Source organism: Stenotrophomonas sp. YJH_SMC_91 (assembly GCF_059368495.1).
Genome location: NZ_JCAFRT010000001.1, coordinates 566,945 through 584,745 on the forward strand (window position 1 = coordinate 566,945; position 17,801 = coordinate 584,745).

Below are 17,801 nucleotides of genomic sequence, written 5' to 3' on the forward strand. Positions count from 1 at the left end.
TGTGCGTGATCGGGCGGCTGGCCATTCAGAGCCCGGCCGCCAACCCCGGTATACTGGCGCCCTTTCAGGCCCCGGCCCCCAGGAACCCCTGCCATGCCGGCAGGGGCCCAGGCCCCCAGAGTCCCGCGATTCCATGTCCCAGCTGAACCCCAAAGTCGGCTTCGTCAGCCTTGGCTGCCCGAAGGCCCTTGTCGATTCCGAGCGCATCCTCACCCAGCTCCGCTCGGAAGGTTACGACATCGTCCCGTCCTACGATTCGGCCGATGTGGTGGTGGTCAACACCTGCGGCTTCATCGATTCGGCGGTGACCGAGTCGCTGGACGCGATTGGCGAGGCGATGAACCAGAACGGCAAGGTCATCGTCACCGGCTGCCTGGGCAAGCGCCCGGAGCAGATCCGCGAGGCGTATCCGAACGTGCTGGCGGTGTCCGGCCCGCAGGACTACCACAGCGTGATGGAAGCGGTGCATGAAGCACTGCCGCCCAAGCACGATCCGTTCGTGGACCTGGTGCCTGACTACGGCATCAAGCTGACCCCGCGCCACTATGCCTACCTGAAGATTTCCGAAGGCTGCAACCACAAGTGCAGCTTCTGCATCATCCCGTCGATGCGCGGCAAGCTGGTCTCGCGCCCGGTCGACGAGGTGCTGCGTGAGGCCGAGCGCCTGGTGCGTGGTGGCGTGCGCGAGCTGCTGGTGGTGTCGCAGGACACCTCGGCCTATGGCGTGGACGTGAAGTACGCCGAGAAGATGTGGCGCAACAAGGCCTACCAGACCCGCCTGAAGGCACTGTGCGAAGGTCTGTCCGAGCTGGATGCGTGGGTTCGCATGCACTACGTCTACCCGTACCCGCACGTGGACGAGGTGGTGCCGCTGATGGCCGAGAACCGCATCCTGCCGTACCTGGACATTCCGTTCCAGCATGCCAGCCCGCGCATCCTGCGCCTGATGAAGCGTCCGGGTGCGGTCGAGAAGACCCTGGAGCGTGTGCAGAACTGGCGCCGCATCGCGCCGGACATCACCGTGCGTTCGACTTTCATCGTCGGCTTCCCGGGCGAGACCGAGGCCGAGTTCGAAGAACTGCTGTCGTTCCTGGACGAGGCACAGCTGGATCGCGTCGGTGCGTTCGCCTACTCGCCGGTCGAGGGCGCCACCGCCAATGACTTGCCCGATGCCGTGCCGGAAGAAGTGAAGCAGGAACGCCTGGCCCGTTTCATGGAGAAGCAGGCGCAGATTTCCGCCGCGCGCCTGGAAGCCAAGATCGGTACCGTGCAGCAGTGCCTGGTCGATGCCATCGAAGGTGACATCGCCGTGGCCCGTTCCAAGGCCGATGCGCCGGAGATCGACGGCCTGGTGCACATCCAGAATGCCGACCAGGTGCCGCTGCGCGTGGGTGAGTTCGTCGACGTGGAAATCACCGAGAGCGATGAGCACGACCTGTACGGTGATGCGCTGCCGGCCGCTACCCGCCCGGCATTCGATCTCAAGATGCTGTGACCGCAGCGACGACCGCCGCCGGTGACGGCAGCGGTGTGCGCCGCTTCGTGCCGCCGCCGCGTGCGGCGGTCGATCCGCAGGTGTTCGCGCACCCGGTGTTTGCCGGGTTGCGCGACGTCCATGAACTGCTGGCCAGCCCTGAGTGGCCGTCCATTGCAGCGCTCGAGACACGCCTCACGCTGCCCGGCAAGCACCTGGTCGAGCAGGATGCCGCGCTGCTGGCCGACGGCCTGCACTACGAAGCCCGCATCGCACAGGGGCGCATCGCCACCCGCGCCGACAACTGGCATGACCTGTTCAATGCACTGGTGTGGGCCCGTTACCCGCAGCTCAAGCAGGTGCTCAATGTGCAGCAGTGCAGGCATATCGCATCCATGCCGCCGGGGCAGCGCAATCGCGCGCAGGCCGCGCTGACCCAGTTCGACGAAACCGGTGTGATCGTGCGTGTGCGCGATGAGGACGTGTTGGCCGCATGGGACGTGCATGATTGGCCGGCGTTGTTCGAGCCTGCGCGCTGGCAGAGTGGTGACATCGCTATCGCTGCGATATTCGGGCACGCGCTGATGGAGCAGGCGCTGCTACCGGGGCGCCTGCTGGTCGGCAAGTGCGTGGTGGTGCACGGTGAAGTCGATGATGCCTGCGTTGACGCAGTGACCGCGGCCATCGCCGAGGGCAGGGCAGTGACCGATCCCCTGCAGTTGCGTCCGCTGCCGCTGGCGGGAATCCCGGGCTGGCACCAGGGACAGGATGCCGCCTTCTATGCAGATGCCGCGTACTTCCGCCCGCTGCGTGCCGGCCGCCAGTACCCGCCGCCGTTGCACGGGGCTATGTAGAGTCGACTGTCAGTCGACTGCTCTTCGTTCCGAGGCCGTGAACGCCCGACAGATGGCTTCGGCGAGTCATCAACCGCGATGAGGAGCGCGGTGCGTTTGCCGTCCGGCTGCGGAGGTTTGTGCCGCGCTTGGCGCGGTAGTCGACTGACAGTCGACGCTACAGCGGTTCGTATTCCACGCTGATCACCGCGAAGGTGAACTGGCCGCCGGGCAGTTCCACCGAAAATTCATCATCCAGCCGCTTCTTCAGCAGCGCACGCGCCAGGGGGGAATCGATGCTGATCCAACCCAGCCCGGCATCGGTCTCATCCGGCCCGACAATGCGATAGCGGCTGGTCTCACCGCTGTCCACGTTCTCCAGTTCCACCCATGCGCCGAAGAACACCGCCAGCGGATCGGTCGGCGTGGTATCGACCACGCGTAGCGATTCCAACCGCTTGGTCAGGTAGCGCACACGACGGTCGATCTCGCCCAGCTGCTTCTTGCGATAGGTGTACTCGGCGTTTTCCGAACGGTCGCCTTCCGCAGCGGCCGCGGCCAGTGCCTTCACCACCTCGGGGCGGCGCACACGCCATAGGTCATCCAGCTCGGCCTTCAGCCGGGCGTGGCCGGAGGCGGTGATCAGGGCGGTACTCTTTTCTGCAGGGGGACGCCAACGCGACATGTGGTGCGACTTCTTTTCAGGGGGACGATGGGGTCGGATCCTTTCCGCAGGAAAGGGATCCGACCCCAGTAGTGGCAGATCAGCGCTTGCCGCCGAAGATGCCACCCAGGATGCCACGCACGATCTGGTTGCCCAGCTTGGTGCCGACGGTGCGCGTGGTCTGCTTGGCCATGGTTTCGATCATGCCCTGGCGGCGCTTGGTGCCGAAGATCGCGTCCTTGATCGCCTGGCCGAAACCGCCTTCCTGCGCTTCGTCCTGCTCGCGGCTGCGCGCGGCCGGTGCCTGCGCCTGTTCGACGGTCTTCTGCGCACGCTGGGCCAGCAGTTCGGCGGCCGATTCGCGGTTGATCGCGGTGTCGTAGCGGCTGCCGACCGGGCTGCCGGCACGCACCTGGGCACGCTCGGCCTCGGTGATCGGCCCCATCCGGCAGCGCGGCGGCGCGATCATCGTCTGCTGCACCGGCATCGGCACACCCTTGTCCTGCAGCGTGGACACCAGCGCTTCGCCGGTACCGAGCTGGCTGAGCACCTTGGCCACGTCCAGCTTCGGGTTCGGCACGAAGGTCTCGGCAGCAGTCTTCACTGCCTTCTGGTCGCGCGGAGTGAATGCACGCAGCGCATGCTGCACGCGGTTGCCGAGCTGGCCGAGGATGTTGCCCGGCACGTCATCAGGGAACTGCGAGCAGAAGTACACGCCCACGCCCTTGGAGCGGATCAGGCGCACTACCTGCTCGATGCGCTGCACCAGCGACGGCGGTGCATCGTCGAACAGCAGGTGCGCTTCGTCGAAGATGAAGACCAGCTTCGGCTTGTCCAGGTCGCCCACCTCCGGCAGCTGCTCGAACAGCTCCGACAGCAGCCACAACAGGAAGGTGGAATAGAGCTTCGGCTTGAGCACCAGCTGGTCGGCGGCAAGGATGCCGATCATGCCGCGGCCGTCGTGATTGACCCGCATGATGTCGGCCAGTTCCAGGGCCGGCTCACCGAAGAAGTTCTCGCCGCCATCCTGCGCCAGGCGCAGCACCGACCGCTGGATCGCAGCGATGGACTGCGCGCTGACCAGGCCGTACTCGGTGGAGATGTCCTTGCGCTCCTCGGCCACCAGGCCGAGCAGGGCGCGCAGGTCGTCCATGTCCAGCAGCAGCAGGCCACGGTCGTCGGCCAGCTTGAACACGATGTCGAGCACGCCGGACTGGGTGTCGTTCAACTCGAGGATGCGCGCCAGCAGGGTCGGGCCCATCTCGCTGACCGTGGTGCGCACCGGGTGACCCAGCTTGCCGTACAGGTCCCAGAAAATGGTCGGGCTGGCGGCCGGTGCGTAGTCGGCCACGCCGATCTCGGCGGCGCGCTTGAGCAGGTTCTCGGCGCCGGTGCCGGGCACCGCCAGGCCGGACACATCGCCCTTCACATCGGCCAGGAACACCGGCACGCCCAGCCGCGAGAAGCCCTCGGCCAGGGTCATCAGGGTCACGGTCTTGCCGGTACCGGTGGCGCCGGCCACCAGGCCGTGGCGGTTGCCGAGTTTCGGCAGCAGGGTGACGGCCACATCGTCGGTGATGCCTTTGCCGAGCAGAATCGGATCCATGGTCCAGCCCTTGTGGTGAATAGCCCAATGTTAACCGCCGGCGGTGACGGTCCGAAGGTCGGCTTGCCCGGACCTTGGCGGCGCCGCTACTCTGCCTGCCTGTTTCGCACACAGTGCCATCAATGCCCGTTCCTGTCCTGATTTCCCGCGGTTGGCCGCTGCTGGCCCTGGCCGGCCTGGTTTCCCTGGCGCCCGACGCCCATGCGCAGCGGGTTTCGGCCCGGGACAAGGTGAGGGTGGATGCGCTGCAGCAGCGCATGACCGTCGCCGAGAAGCGTTACAGCGATGCGCTGCTGCTGGTCGCCAATGCCGACCCCAAGGGCAGCAACGAAGCCGACGCCGCGCTGGAGGACATGGAAGATGTCCTCAACGACTGCGTGAAGCAGAAGGGCTGCCAGATGGGCACCCTGCTGGCCAGCTACAAGCGCCTGCTCAAGCACGACGCCGACGCGGCCGCCAGCGATGACGTGGCCGACGAGGGCGGTGATCGCCTGGAAGCCGACCCCGACCACATCGGCCCGCTTACCGCCGACGTACCGGAGGCCGCGCGCGCTGCCGCGCTGCTGAACGACAAGCGGCACGCCTTCGACAGCATGGTCGAATACAACCCGGCGGTGCAGGCCGGCATCCGCCGCTGGCTGACCGACATGCGCCCGGCGTTGCTGACCAGCTACGAGAACTACCAGAACCTGCGTGCGGTGATGTGGCCGGAGTGGGAGAAGCGTGGCCTGCCTGAAGCGCTGCTGTTCGGCATCATGGCCAAGGAGTCCAATGGCCGCGTGCATGCTTCATCGCGCGCTGGCGCCGCCGGGTTGATGCAGTTCATGCCGGCCACCGGCCGCCGCTTCGGCCTCGGCCCGGATGGCACCGGCTTTGACACCCGCTTCGATGCACGCAGTGCGGCCGAGGCCAGCGCCAGCTACCTCAACGAACGCCTGCGCGAACTGAACAACAACGTGGAAATGTCGGTGGCCGCCTACAATGGTGGCGAAGGCCGCGCCGCGCGCGTGTTCAAGCAGAGCGCCGGGCAGAGCTTCTGGACCGACAGCGTCTACAACCAGTTCCCCGGCGAGACCAAGGACTACGTGCCGATGGTGATCGCCGCGGCCTGGATCTTCCTGCACCCGCAGCAATACGGGGTGGAGTTCCCGAAGATCAGCGCGCAGCCGGCCACGCTGCGCCTGGCCAGGTCGACCACCATCTACGAACTGACCATCTGCCTGGGCAGCCACGGTACCCGCGATGGCTACATGCGCGCGCTGCGCAACCTCAACCCGCGCTATGAGGCCGATGGCTGGATCCCGGCCGGCACGCTGATCAATGCCACCACCCGCATCGCCGGCCTGTACCAGCGCAACTGCGTCAGTGGCCCGCGTGCCGACCTGGCCCGCACGCTGATCACCGCCGATCTGAACGCAGCAATCAAGCGCCCGGCCGCGACCAGCTACACCGGGAGCGTGGCCGTGGGCGGCGTGGTGCCGGTGGCCGATGCGGCCGCGTCCACCAGCGTGCCGACCACGCCGGTTGCTCCGGTGGCCACGCCGCGCCCGGCGGCGCGCCCGAAGCCGGTGCGCAGCCACAAGGTGGGCCGGGGTGAAACCCTGGGCGCCATCGCGGCCAAGTTCCAGTGCGACGTGCCCACCCTGGCCCGCGCCAATGGCCTGAAGGCCCCGGCCTACAGCCTGCGCCACGGCCAGACGCTGAAGCTGCAGGGCTGCGACAAGTAATCCCCACGACCCCTGGAATCCGCATGGACCTCGAAGACACCCGCAACCTGTTCGCCAACCTCCGCGAAAACACCGACTGGGACATCACCGGCCCGTTGCTGTGGGGGTACTTCTTCGTGCACTCCACTGCCGAGCCGTTGCAGGCACTGGCGCAGCACCTGCAGGCGCAGGGTTACACCTTCGTGGAATTGTTCGAACAGGATCCGGAAGAGGGCGACGCGCCGTTCCACGTGCTGCATGTGGAGCGCGTGGAGATCCACGACGAAGCCTCGCTTGACCGCCGCAACCAGGAGTTCGCGGCGCTGGCCGCGGAGAAGGGCGTGGAAGACTACGACGGCATGGACGTCGGTCCGGCCCCGTCCCTGCAGTAACACGAGTACCGGTAGTGCCGGCCGCTGGCCGGCAATGCTCGACGCGTTGGATCAGCGGAGATGCCGGCCAGCGGCCGGCACTACCGAAGCCTCAGCGCAGCTTCGCCAGCGCCTGGCCCAGCTGCACCGGGCTTTCAGCGCCCAGCTGCGGGGCGAAGTCAGCCACGCCCGGCGGCAGCAGCACGATCACGGTGGAGCCGTAGTTGAAGCGCGCCATCTCGGCAAAGCGCTCCAGCCTGATGCCCTGGCCGCGGTAGTCCTTGCGGGTGATGCGGTCGCCATAGTGCGGAATCTCCTCGCCGCTCCACACGGTTTCCACCCCGGACACCAGCAGCGCACCGACCATCACGCTGACCATCGGCCCGAAGCTGGTGTCGAAGTGGCAGACCAGGCGCTCGTTGCGGGCGAACAGGCGCGGTACGCCGTTCACTGCCGCCGGACCAACGCTGAACAGGCGCCCCGGCACGTGCACGGTCTCACGCAGGGTGCCGGTCCACGGCATGTGCACGCGGTGGTAATCGCGCGGCGACAGGTACACCGTGGCGTAGAGGCCATCGTTGTATGGCTTGGCGTCCTCGTCACTGCCCAGCAGTTCGGCAGCGGTGAATGACTGGCCCTTGGCCTGGAAGATGCGGCCGGCCTCGATCTTCCCCAGCTGGCTGATGCGGCCGTCGGCCGGCATCACCAGGCTGCGCGGATCGGCGTCAGCTGCGCGCGCGCCCGGCTTCAGCGCACGGGTGAAGAACTGGTTGAAGGTCGCATAGCTGCGCGGGTCCGGGTTGGCCGCTTCGTCCAGGTTGACGTTGAACTTGCGGGTGACCGTGTCGATCAGCCAGCGCGATACGCGCGGATCGTCCGAGTACGCCAGCGAACGCGCCATCGAGGACAGCAGGCGGTGTGGCAGGGCGTACGTCAGGGCGGTGGTGAGGCTCATGGGGCGGTTTTCTCGGTCAGCTTCTGCAGGTCGCGGGCAATGGCCGGCGCGTTGAACGGGGGGCGTACCAGGCCGGCAAGGCGGCCCTGCGGGTCGAGCACGGCCAGGCTGGCCGAATGCTCGACGGTGTAATCCTCGGGGTTCTCGTCGAAATGCTTGCCCGGTACCTTCTGGAACACGAAGCCCAACGAGGTGGCGAAGCGCTCCAGCGAGGGAACGTCAGCGGTGGCGGCCAGGGTGTCCTTGTGGAAGCCGTGCACGTACTCGCCGAGGCGGGTGGCGCTGTCGCGGTCGGGGTCGACCGAGATGAACAACACGCGTGGGCGCAGGCTGTCGGGCAGGGCTTCCCACTGGTTCTGCGCGCCGGCCAGCTCGGCCAGGGTGGTCGGGCAGACGTCCGGGCAGAAGGTGAAGCCCAGGAATACCAAGGTCCAGTGGCCCTTCAGTTCGCCCGGGATCAGGCGGGTGCCGTCGGACTGGGCCAGGTTGAAGTCGGGCAGTTCGCGCGGCTGCGGGTACAGCGTGATCGCTTCGGTGGCCGGGGCATTGGCCGGCGGCTTCGGCGCGAACAGCTGCTGGGCGGCCAGCAGGCCGAGACCCGCCGCCAGGGCGATCAGCAGGATGATGCCGGCGTTGCGATTGAACATGGGGGCTCCCGCGCGAAGTGGGCCCCATCATACCGGCTGTGGCCCGAATCGTTTCCGCCGCAACGGATGCCGCCACGGGCGCCAGCCCCTATAATCGGGGGCCACTTTGCCCGCAGTACCGCCATGACCGCTGAAACGGCCGCCGAACTCCACACGATCATCGATCTGATCCGCTACGGCACCAGCCGTTTCAACGAAGCCGGACTGACCTTCGGGCACAGCTACGACAACGCGCTGGACGAGGCCACCCAGCTGGTGCTGCACAGCCTGCACCTGCCGCACGACCTCGGCCCGGCCTATGGCCAGGCGCGCCTGCTGCAGGCCGAGAAGCTGCGCGTGCTGGAGCTGTTCCAGCGTCGCATCGACGAACGCATCCCGGCCGCCTACCTGACCGGTGAGGCCTGGTTCGCCGGCCTGAGCTTCAAGAGCGACAAGCGCGCCCTGGTGCCGCGCTCGCCGATCGCCGAACTGATCGAATGCGGCTTCGAGCCGTGGCTGGCCGGCCGCGATGTCAGCCGTGCGCTGGACCTGTGCACCGGCTCGGGCTGCATCGCCATTGCCATGGGTCACTACTACCCGAACTGGGAAGTGGACGGCGTCGACCTGAGCGACGATGCATTGTCGCTTGCCGAAGAAAACAAGGAGCGCCTGCAGGCGCACAACGTCACCCTGCTCAAGTCGGACCTGTTCAACGGCCTGACCGGCCGCCACTACGACCTGATCGTCACCAATCCGCCGTACGTCACCAACGACGAGACCGATGCCCTGCCGCAGGAGTACTCCTACGAGCCGGAAATGGGCCTGCGTGCCGGCGACGACGGCCTGGACCTGGTGCTGAAGATCCTGCGTGACGCCCCGCTGCACCTGAGCGAGGACGGCCTGCTGATCTGCGAAGTGGGCGAATCCGAGCAGCACCTGATCAAGCTGCTGCCGGAAGTCGACTTCGCCTGGATCGAGTTCAAGGTCGGCCAGATGGGCATCTTCGCGGTCGAGTGCCGCGAGCTGATCGCCCACAGCGCGCGCATCACCGAACTGGCGGCGCAGCGCCCGTGAGCTCCAATTCGTTCGGCAAGCTGTTCACCGTCACCACGTTCGGCGAGTCGCACGGGCCGGCCATCGGCTGCGTGATCGATGGCTGCCCTCCGGGGCTGGCGCTGGACGCGGCCGAATTCGCCCATGACCTGCAGCGTCGCGCGACCGGCAAGAGCCGGCACACCTCGGCCCGCCGCGAGGCCGATGAGGTCGAGATCCTGTCCGGCGTGTACGAGGGCCTGACCACCGGCACGCCGATCGCGCTGCTGATCCGCAACACCGACCAGCGCAGCAAGGATTACGTGAACATCGGCCAGCAGTTCCGGCCGGGTCATGCCGACTACAGCTACTGGCACAAGTACGGCATCCGCGACCCGCGCGGTGGCGGCCGTTCCTCGGCGCGCGAGACCACCATGCGCGTGGCCGCCGGCGTGGTCGCCAAGAAGTGGCTGGCCGAACGCTTCGGCGTCACCGTGCGCGGCTACCTGTCGCAGCTGGGCGACATCACCCCGGCCGGTTTCGACTGGTCGGCGGTGGAAGACAACCCGTTCTTCTGGCCGCACGCCGCACAGGTGCCCGAGCTGGAGGCGTACATGGATGCGCTGCGCAAGTCCGGTGATTCGGTCGGTGCGCGCGTGGACGTGGTCGCCGACAGCGTGCCGCCGGGCTGGGGCGAGCCGATCTACGGCAAGCTCGATGGCGAACTGGCCGCCGCGCTGATGAGCATCAACGCGGTGAAGGGCGTTGAGATCGGTGACGGTTTCGCCAGCGCCGCACAGAAGGGCACCGAACACCGTGACCTGCTGACCCCGCAGGGCTTCGCCAGCAATCACGCCGGCGGCATCCTCGGTGGCATCTCCACCGGCCAGCCGGTGGTCGCCTCGATCGCCCTGAAGCCGACCTCCAGCCTGCGCCTGCCGGGCCCGTCGCTGGACACCGCCGGCAACGTGGTCGAGGTGGTCACCACCGGTCGCCACGATCCCTGCGTCGGCATCCGCGCCACCCCGATCGCCGAGGCGATGGTGGCGATGGTGCTGATGGACCAGGCGCTGCGCCATCGCGCGCAGTGCGGCGATGTCGGCACGATCACCCCGCGCATTCCCGGGCAGATCGATGGCTGACACGCGGCCGACCGTGTGGGTGAGCCAGCCGCTGATCGACGCGGCCATCGCGCCGCTGCGCGATCGCGTGCAGCTGCGCAGCACCGATGCGGTCACCGCCTGGTCGCCCGAGCAGGTCGCCGAACAGCTGGACGGCGTCGACGGCGCGATCATCACCCTCAACGAGCGCATCGGTGCGGCCCAGGTGGCCGACGCCGCGCAGCTGCAGGTGATCGCCAATGTCGGCGTCGGCTACAACAACCTGGATGTCGATGCGCTCAGCGCAGCCGGCATCCTCGCCAGCAACACGCCGGACGTCCTGACCGAAACCACCGCCGATCTCGGTTTCGCCCTGTTGATGGCGACCGCGCGCCGGATCACCGAATCCGAGCGCTGGCTGCGCGAAGGCCAGTGGCAGCAATGGTCGTTCCAGACCATGCTTGGCGCAGACATCCATGGCAGCACGCTGGGCATCCTCGGCATGGGCCGCATCGGCCAGGGCATCGCCCGCCGCGGCGCGCATGGTTTCGGCATGAAGGTGCTGTACCACAACCGTTCGCGCCTTCCGGCCGAGACCGAGGCTGCGCTCGGCGCGACCTACGTCGACCTGGACACGCTGCTGGCGCAGTCCGACCACCTGGTCACCGTGCTGCCCTACACGCCGGCCTCGCATCACATCATCGATGCGGCTGCGCTGGCGAAGATGAGGCCCTCAGCCACCCTGGTGAACATCGCCCGCGGCGGCATCGTCGACGAACTGGCGTTGGCCGACGCGCTTGCCCGAGGCCGTCTGGCCGCTGCCGGCCTGGATGTCTACGAGGGTGAGCCGGCGGTGCGCCCCGAACTGCTGGCGCTGCGCAATGTCGTGCTCACGCCGCACATCGGCAGCGCCTCGCTGGCCACGCGCACGGCGATGGTACAGCTGGCCGTGGATAATCTGGTTGCCGGGCTCGGCCTGGACGGCGGCCCGTCGCGCATGCCGAGCGCGATCAACGCTGATGCGGCGATGGCCGCGCGCGTGACGCTGGGCAAAAAAACCGGGAAACGATAGGGAACCTCCGCGCGCCCCGCTTGAGGAGGTTCCCCGAACCCAGCTGTTGTGCGTGTTTCTTCCCCATTCCCGTTTTCGTGAGAGTTCCCCCATGAGCAATGCACAGCGCAGTTTCCACGTCGCCGTCGTCGGTGCCACCGGTGCGGTCGGCGAGACCATGTTGTCGATCCTGGCCGAGCGTGGTTTCCCGGTCGGTACCCTGAGCGTCCTGGCTTCCGAGCGTTCGGCCGGCGGCGAGATCGAATTCAACGGCCAGAAGGTCACGGTCCAGGACCTGGCCACCTTCGATCCGAGCGGCGTCGAGATCGCGCTGTTCTCGGCCGGTGGCAGTGTGTCCAAGGAATACGCACCGAAGTTCGCCGCTGCCGGTGCGGTGGTGATCGACAACTCTTCGGCCTTCCGTTACGACGATGACGTGCCGCTGGTGGTGTCCGAGGTCAATCCGGAACAGGTGGCCAACCGTCCGCGCGGCATCATCGCCAACCCGAACTGCTCGACCATGCAGATGCTGGTGGCGCTGGCGCCACTGCACCGCAAGTACGGCATCGAGCGTATCAACGTCTCCACCTACCAGTCGGTGTCCGGCGGCGGCCGTTCGGCTACCGAGGAACTGGGCAAGCAGACCGGCCAGCTGCTGAGCTTCCAGGAAATCGATCCGCAGCGCTTCCCGGTGCAGATCGCCTTCAACCTGATCCCGCACATCGACGACTTCCAGGACAATGGCTTCACCAAGGAAGAAATGAAGCTGATCTGGGAAACCCGCAAGATCCTCGGCGACGACAGCATCCTGGTGAACCCGACTGCGGTGCGCGTGCCGGTGTTCTACGGCCACTCCGAGTCGGTGGCGATCGAGACCCGCGACAAGGTCACCGTCGCCGAAGCGCGCGCGCTGCTGGAGCAGTCGCCGGGCATCGAAGTGGTGGATCGTCACGAAGCCGGTGGTTACCCAACCCCGGTCACCCACGCCTCGGGCACGGACGCGGTGTACGTCGGCCGCATCCGCGAGGACCTCTCGCACCCGCGCGGCCTGAACCTGTGGATCGTGTCGGACAACGTGCGCAAGGGCGCGGCGTTGAATGCCGTGCAGCTGGCCGAGCTGGTCGCCGCCGAGCAGCGCTGATCACAGCGGTTGCCTCACCGGTAGTGCCGGCCGCTGGCCGGCATTGCCGTGATCCTTGTGCCGGAGTGCATGCCGGCCAGCGGCCGGCACTACCTCAAGGGTCTTTCCGGTGGGTGCGGACCCCGGTCCGCACGCTTTATAGTGTCGCCCATGAATAAACGGGCCAGGGGCGCAAAGCGCCCGCTCCTCTATCTTTCCACCGCGCTGCTGGCCCTGGCCAGCAGTTCGGCACTCGCATTGGGCCTGGGAGACATCCGTGTCCTGTCCAAGCCGGGGCAGCCATTGCTGGCCGAAATCCCGGTGGTGTCGGCGGACCCGTCCGAACTGGAAAACCTGCGCGTGGCGCTGGCCTCGCCGGTCACCTTCGAACGCGTCGGCCTGCAACGGCCGACCGGGCTGGTCAGCGAGCTGCAGTTCGAGCTGACCCGCAATGCGCAGGGCAGGGCGGTGGTGCGCGTCACCTCGCAGGCCCCGGTGGAGACGCCATCGCTGAGCTTCCTGATCGAAGCTGACTGGGGTCAGGGCCGCCTGGTGCGCGAGTACTCCGCGCTGGTCGACGCGCCGTCCAGCGCGCTGGCCGTGGCCGAGCCGGAGATCGTCGCGCCGGCAGGCACGCTCTCCAATACCATCGTGCGCGAACCTGCACCGGCTTCGGCAACGGTGCCAGCGGCAGAGGCGCCCACTACGCCGCCACCTGCGGTGGCGCCTGCACCGGCACGCCCGCGTGCGGCCTCCGCGCCGGTCGCTGCACCGGCGGCCGATGGCGGCATCACCGTACAGCGCGGTCAGACCCTGTCGCAGATCGCCAGCGCGGTGGCGCGTGGCAACCAGGTCAGCCGCGACCGCGCGATGATCGCCCTGCTGCGCGCCAATCCCGAAGCCTTCATCCGTGGCAACGTCAATCTGCTCAAGCAGGGCGCGGTGCTGCGCGTGCCGGGCAGCGATGCGCTTGTCGCTGTCGATGCCGCCGAGGCCACCGCGCTGGTGCGCGAGCACGCTGCGCAATGGCGGCAGGCGCGTACCGTGCCGCAACCGGCGGGTGCGGTCGCGCCGGCCGCCAAGGCGGCAACCGCGAACGCTTCTTCCCCGGCTGCCGCCAACGGGGCACGACTTGAGATCGCTCCGGCGCTGGCGTCCGACGCCGCGCATGCGGGCACAACCACCGGCACCGCTGCCGGCAGCGAGGGTGACATGCTGGGCAATGAACAACTGCGCCAGGCGCGTGAGGACATCGCCACCCGCGATGCCGAGATCGGTGAACTGAAGCAGCGCGTGGCCGATCTGGAGAAGCTGAAGGAACAGCAGCAATCGCTGATCGCGATGAAGGACAACGACCTGGCCGCCGCGCAGCAGCGCCTGGCACAGGCGCCGGGTTCCCGTGATGCGGCAACGCCGTGGTACTGGCTGGGGCTGCCGGTGTTGCTGTTGGCGGCGGGCGCGGCCTGGCTGCTGCGTCGTCGCAAGCCGTCGCCGCTGCCGCCGCTGCGTGAGGAAGACGATGCCGCCGGCCTGGCCGCAGCGGTGCCGGCAGGTGCGGCGCTGGATACGCTGGCCGAGCAGTCCTCGTGGTCGTCGGCTGTTGCCGACAATGGCCGCCAGGAACCGGCGATGCCTGCCTGGGCGACCGAAACCGAAGTGCACGACGTGGTGGTCGCCGAACCCGTCGCCGAGCACGCGGTGCGGGCCGAATGGCAGGCCGAGACACTGCGCGACGAGGACGCGGTGGCATTGCCCGAAGCGGTGACCGATCTGCCGCGCTGGGACGATTCCGCAACCACCGGCGACGAGGTTGTCGTCGCCGAGCCGCTGCAGGACGAACGCGTTGTACCGCAGGCGCCGGCCGAAGTGGCGGTGCCGGACTACGCACTGCATGCCGAACAGCAGCCTCAGTTCCGCGGAGTGTTCGATCTGCCGGCTGACGCGCATGAGAACGAGGCTCCGGCGGATACCGTACATCCCGAGGCCATCGACAGCATCGACCACGGCAGCGTCGACGCTTCTCATTCCGACGATATCGCGCCGAGCGCGGCCGCGCCCGCCGGCGACGCGGGCTGGTCGCCGCGTGCCGGCCAGGAGCGCCTGGAACTGGCCATTGCCTACCTCGATCTGGGCGACGCGCAGAGTGCGCGCACCCTGTTGCTGGAAGTCGCCGAAGGCGGTGACCTGCACAGCCAGGCCCAGGCCCGCGAACTGCTGGCCCGCCTGCCGTGACCGAACCTGCCGACAAGGGCCCTGCCATGAGCCGCGAGCGTCGCATCGACTACGTTGAATTCGCTTCCAGCGACCCGGCCGCAAGCCGCGCCTTCTTCGAGAAGGTGTTCGGCTGGTCGTTCGTCGATTACGGCAGCGACTACACGGCGTTCGACGATGGCCGCCTGCAGGGCGGCTTCTTCCGCGGCCAGCCGCAGCGGGCCAGCGACAGCGGTGCACCGCTGCTGGTGCTGTATGCCGACGCACTGGCACCGGTCGAGGCCGCCGTGCGCGACGCCGGCGGCGAGATCGTGCGCCCGGTGTTTTCCTTCCCCGGTGGCAGCCGCTTCCAGTTCGTCGAGCCCGGTGGCAACGAACTGGCGGTCTGGTCCGAACGCGATCCGGCCTGAGAGCCGCCCCATACGCAATATCGAGGTAGCACATGCGTTACGCGCTTGGCGTCGAATACGACGGCAGCGATTTCAGGGGCTGGCAGAACCTGGGCGAGGGCGGTCCCAGCGTGCAGGCCAGCCTTGAGCAGGCCCTGTCGTCGGTGGCCGATACGCCGCTGCAGGTGGTCTGCGCCGGCCGCACCGATGCCGGCGTGCATGGCCAGTGCCAGGTCGTCCATTTCGATACCGACGTGGTGCGCGACCCGCGCGCCTGGATGCTGGGCACCACCACCCGCCTGCCGCGCTCGATCGCGGTGCGCTGGTGCGTGCCGGTGGCCGACGATTTCCACGCCCGCTTCTCGGCACGCGCGCGCCGCTACCGCTACCGCCTGCTCAACCGCGAGGTGCGGCCGGCGCTGGACCGGCAGACCCTCAGCTGGGAGCGCCGGGCGCTGGACGAGACGCTGATGCACGCCGCCGGCCAGGCCCTGATCGGCGAAAATGACTTCAGCGCGTTCCGCTCCGTGCAGTGCCAGGCGCTGCATGCGCGGCGTGAGCTGCAATCACTGCAGGTCAGCCGCCAGGGCGAAGTGATTGAAGTGGCCGTGCAGGGCAATGCATTCCTTCATCACATGGTCCGCAATATCGTCGGATCGTTGATCCTGGTGGGCAGCGGTGAAAAACCGGTGGAATGGATCGCCGAACTGCTGGCCGGGCGCGATCGCACCGTAGCCGGTCCCACCGCACCGCCGCAGGGCCTGGTGTTCCTTGGGCCCCTGTACCCCGACAACTGGCATCTGCCCGCCGAGGTCACGCTATGAGCCGCTCCTACTACCGCACGCGCATCAAGTTCTGTGGCATGACCCGTGCCGGCGATGTCCGCCTGGCCGGTGAGCTGGGCGTGGACGCAGTGGGTTTCATCTTTGCCCGCGAGAGCAGCCGCCGGGTTGCGCCTGCCGAAGCACGCGCGATGCGCCAGGCGATCGCGCCGATGGTTGATGTGGTGGCCCTGTTCCGCAACAACAGCAAGGAAGAGGTGCGCGAGGTGCTGCGCACGGTGCGGCCAACCCTGCTGCAGTTCCACGGCGAGGAAGACGAGAGCTTCTGCCGCAGCTTCAACATGCCCTACCTGAAGGCGATTGCCATGGGGGGCCGGGAAGAGGTCAATGCGCGCACGTTGCAGCTGCGTTACCCGAGCGCGGCGGGGTTCCTGTTCGACAGCCACGCTCCCGGCGGCGGCGGCGGTACCGGCGTGGCCTTCGACTGGGGCCGTATCCCGACCGGCCTGCACCGGCCGTTCCTGCTGGCCGGTGGGCTGAACCCGGAAAACGTCTACGACGCTGTGCTGGCCACGCTTCCCTGGGGCGTGGACGTGTCCAGCGGCATCGAACTGGAGCCGGGCATCAAGGACGGTTACAGGATGCGCACCTTCGTCGAGGAAGTGCGCCGCGCGGACTGCACGGTCCTGGAGTGATCCGCGCCCCCTGAGGGCGCACCCGGAACGTCATCGCCGACGGTGCATTCCGCCGGGTCTGTGTTCTTGCCTGTCGCGTGCCGTGCCATGAAGGCGGACGTCTACTGAATGCGGTGAGCATCCCACTTTCGGGTAATTCAGGATCCAGCGCCAGGAAGTCGACACCCCCCGAGCATCTGATCGGACACCATGGGCCCAGCCTGACCTGGCTGGGTGCGATGCGGTGTGCGTGTCGCTGGCCGCACCCATGAGATACGCCTTGGCTTTCGAACGAGGACGCAATGGATATGCGCCATCTCTCTTCCCACCGTATCCGCCTGGCCCGCCTGACGATCATGCCCGGCCTGCTGCTTGCATTGGGCGCGTGTGCGGGCGGTGACTCGTCCGCCCCGACTGCATCGGCACCGGCCGCTGCCACACCGGCAGGCGCAGCCGCCACAGCACCGGCGACGGTTCCGGCGGCAGCACCGGCTGCCGACGGCCTGGCGGCGCTGATCCAGGCCAGTGGCGTGAAATGCAGCAACGCCAATACGGGCAGCGGCTGCACGGCCGGCGATGTGGACAGCGGTGATTTCTACGATGTCGAACTGTCGCCGGACTGTGGTGACCAGGGCTTCTTCGCGGACGTAGCCGACGCCAAGGGCGTGGAGACGTTGAATGCGGTGCGATCCACCGGCAGCAAGGCCAGCGTGACCGCAAAGCTGTCGAAGGGGCAGCTGGTCTGCGTGCAGGGCATCGGGCGTACCGGACAGAATCCGCTGTTCTATTACGTCGTGGCGGTTCCCGCAGCAACGGTCGGCAAGTGCAAGGGCAACTCGTTGTGTGACACCTATGGCGACAGGCCGATCACTGGCCTGGCGAACACGGGGGGCGAGGCCTGCCATGTGGCGGCGCCGGGACATTACGCCGGGAACTGCGCGCAGGGCTGGGTCAGGGCGGACGTGCTCGACGTGTTTTCCAACGGAATGTAATCACGGTATCGATGCGGCCGACAAGCTGCAGAGCATCACGGTGCAGGATGGCAAGGCGTTCGTGATGGGCACGACGCCGGGCTTCCGCACCGCCATCGATCTGGCTCAGGCGCCACCGCCGATGGAGCAGACCAGTGCCAAGCTGCTGGCAGATCCGTCGCACCAGCAGCAGGTGCATGAGGAGCAGCAGCGGGTCGCGATGGGCGGTCGCTGAG

General features: G+C 67.7%; 17 protein-coding genes and 1 pseudogene. 14 read left to right on the forward strand and 4 right to left on the reverse strand.

Going from position 1 to position 17,801, the window contains the following annotated elements; translation table 11 throughout:
• Positions 1–133: 133 nt before the first annotated feature.
• Positions 134–1,495 carry a 30S ribosomal protein S12 methylthiotransferase RimO gene (gene rimO, locus AC5P5X_RS02440; RefSeq protein WP_062606164.1) on the forward strand — a complete coding sequence of 454 codons (1,362 nt, stop codon included), beginning with the start codon at positions 134–136 and terminating at the stop codon, positions 1,493–1,495.
• Positions 1,492–2,328 carry a DUF3025 domain-containing protein gene (locus AC5P5X_RS02445; protein WP_111189604.1) on the forward strand — a complete coding sequence of 279 codons (837 nt, stop codon included), beginning with the start codon at positions 1,492–1,494 and terminating at the stop codon, positions 2,326–2,328. Before rimO ends, AC5P5X_RS02445 begins: the two co-directional genes overlap by 4 nt.
• A 157-nt stretch (positions 2,329–2,485) precedes the next feature.
• Here the strand turns inward: AC5P5X_RS02445 and greB are convergent, their stop codons facing one another.
• Both greB and AC5P5X_RS02455 read right to left on the reverse strand, forming a co-directional pair.
• Positions 2,486–2,992, reverse strand: a complete 507-nt coding sequence (gene greB, locus AC5P5X_RS02450) for a transcription elongation factor GreB (protein WP_012480898.1) — start codon at positions 2,990–2,992, stop codon at positions 2,486–2,488.
• Positions 2,993–3,071: 79 nt separating this feature from the next.
• Entirely contained in the window at positions 3,072–4,577 is a 1,506-nt protein-coding gene (locus AC5P5X_RS02455; protein ID WP_005410492.1) for a helicase HerA-like domain-containing protein, read from the reverse strand.
• Positions 4,578–4,699: 122 nt separating this feature from the next.
• Between AC5P5X_RS02455 and AC5P5X_RS02460 the strand changes: the two genes are divergently transcribed.
• Positions 4,700–6,304, forward strand: a complete 1,605-nt coding sequence (locus AC5P5X_RS02460) for a transglycosylase SLT domain-containing protein (protein WP_099527652.1) — start codon at positions 4,700–4,702, stop codon at positions 6,302–6,304.
• Positions 6,305–6,327: 23 nt separating this feature from the next.
• The gene (locus AC5P5X_RS02465; RefSeq protein ID WP_005410490.1) at positions 6,328–6,675 is read left to right on the forward strand and encodes a ribonuclease E inhibitor RraB; all 348 of its coding nucleotides are present in this window, start codon (positions 6,328–6,330) and stop codon (positions 6,673–6,675) included.
• A gap of 91 nt (positions 6,676–6,766) precedes the next feature.
• On the opposite strand, the gene asd is transcribed toward AC5P5X_RS02465, so the two are convergent.
• Both asd and AC5P5X_RS02475 read right to left on the reverse strand, forming a co-directional pair.
• Positions 6,767–7,609: an archaetidylserine decarboxylase gene (gene asd / locus AC5P5X_RS02470; RefSeq protein ID WP_060380517.1), complete on the reverse strand. Its 843-nt coding sequence runs from the start codon at positions 7,607–7,609 to the stop codon at positions 6,767–6,769.
• Entirely contained in the window at positions 7,606–8,256 is a 651-nt protein-coding gene (locus AC5P5X_RS02475; protein ID WP_005410488.1) for an SCO family protein, read from the reverse strand. The genes asd and AC5P5X_RS02475 overlap by 4 nt, the downstream gene beginning before the upstream one ends.
• A gap of 123 nt (positions 8,257–8,379) precedes the next feature.
• Here AC5P5X_RS02475 and prmB point away from each other — a divergent pair, with 123 nt between their 5' ends.
• The 10 genes and pseudogenes from prmB to AC5P5X_RS02525 all read left to right on the forward strand — a co-directional run.
• Positions 8,380–9,309 (forward strand): 50S ribosomal protein L3 N(5)-glutamine methyltransferase, encoded by a 930-nt coding sequence (gene prmB, locus AC5P5X_RS02480; protein WP_005410487.1) that lies wholly within the window; start codon positions 8,380–8,382, stop codon positions 9,307–9,309.
• Positions 9,306–10,409, forward strand: a complete 1,104-nt coding sequence (gene aroC / locus AC5P5X_RS02485; protein ID WP_111189605.1) for a chorismate synthase — start codon at positions 9,306–9,308, stop codon at positions 10,407–10,409. The genes prmB and aroC overlap by 4 nt, the downstream gene beginning before the upstream one ends.
• Positions 10,402–11,439: a 2-hydroxyacid dehydrogenase gene (locus AC5P5X_RS02490; protein ID WP_043034819.1), complete on the forward strand. Its 1,038-nt coding sequence runs from the start codon at positions 10,402–10,404 to the stop codon at positions 11,437–11,439. The genes aroC and AC5P5X_RS02490 overlap by 8 nt, the downstream gene beginning before the upstream one ends.
• A 91-nt stretch (positions 11,440–11,530) precedes the next feature.
• On the forward strand, positions 11,531–12,559 hold the full coding sequence (locus tag AC5P5X_RS02495) for an aspartate-semialdehyde dehydrogenase (protein ID WP_049397021.1): 1,029 nt from the start codon (positions 11,531–11,533) through the stop codon (positions 12,557–12,559).
• Between the two features lie 150 nt (positions 12,560–12,709).
• The gene (locus AC5P5X_RS02500; RefSeq protein ID WP_329762668.1) at positions 12,710–14,770 is read left to right on the forward strand and encodes a FimV/HubP family polar landmark protein; all 2,061 of its coding nucleotides are present in this window, start codon (positions 12,710–12,712) and stop codon (positions 14,768–14,770) included.
• A gap of 26 nt (positions 14,771–14,796) precedes the next feature.
• Entirely contained in the window at positions 14,797–15,159 is a 363-nt protein-coding gene (locus AC5P5X_RS02505; RefSeq protein WP_005410482.1) for a VOC family protein, read from the forward strand.
• 32 nt (positions 15,160–15,191) lie between these two features.
• Positions 15,192–15,962, forward strand: a complete 771-nt coding sequence (gene truA / locus AC5P5X_RS02510; protein ID WP_012480891.1) for a tRNA pseudouridine(38-40) synthase TruA — start codon at positions 15,192–15,194, stop codon at positions 15,960–15,962.
• Positions 15,959–16,615, forward strand: a complete 657-nt coding sequence (locus AC5P5X_RS02515; RefSeq protein WP_005410480.1) for a phosphoribosylanthranilate isomerase — start codon at positions 15,959–15,961, stop codon at positions 16,613–16,615. Before truA ends, AC5P5X_RS02515 begins: the two co-directional genes overlap by 4 nt.
• 281 nt (positions 16,616–16,896) lie before the next feature.
• The gene (locus AC5P5X_RS02520) at positions 16,897–17,586 is read left to right on the forward strand and encodes a hypothetical protein (RefSeq protein WP_099527647.1); all 690 of its coding nucleotides are present in this window, start codon (positions 16,897–16,899) and stop codon (positions 17,584–17,586) included.
• Position 17,587: 1 nt separating this feature from the next.
• Positions 17,588–17,800, forward strand: a pseudogene (locus tag AC5P5X_RS02525) (peptidoglycan-binding protein); the annotation flags it as partial.
• Between the last annotated feature and the right edge of the window lies 1 nt (position 17,801).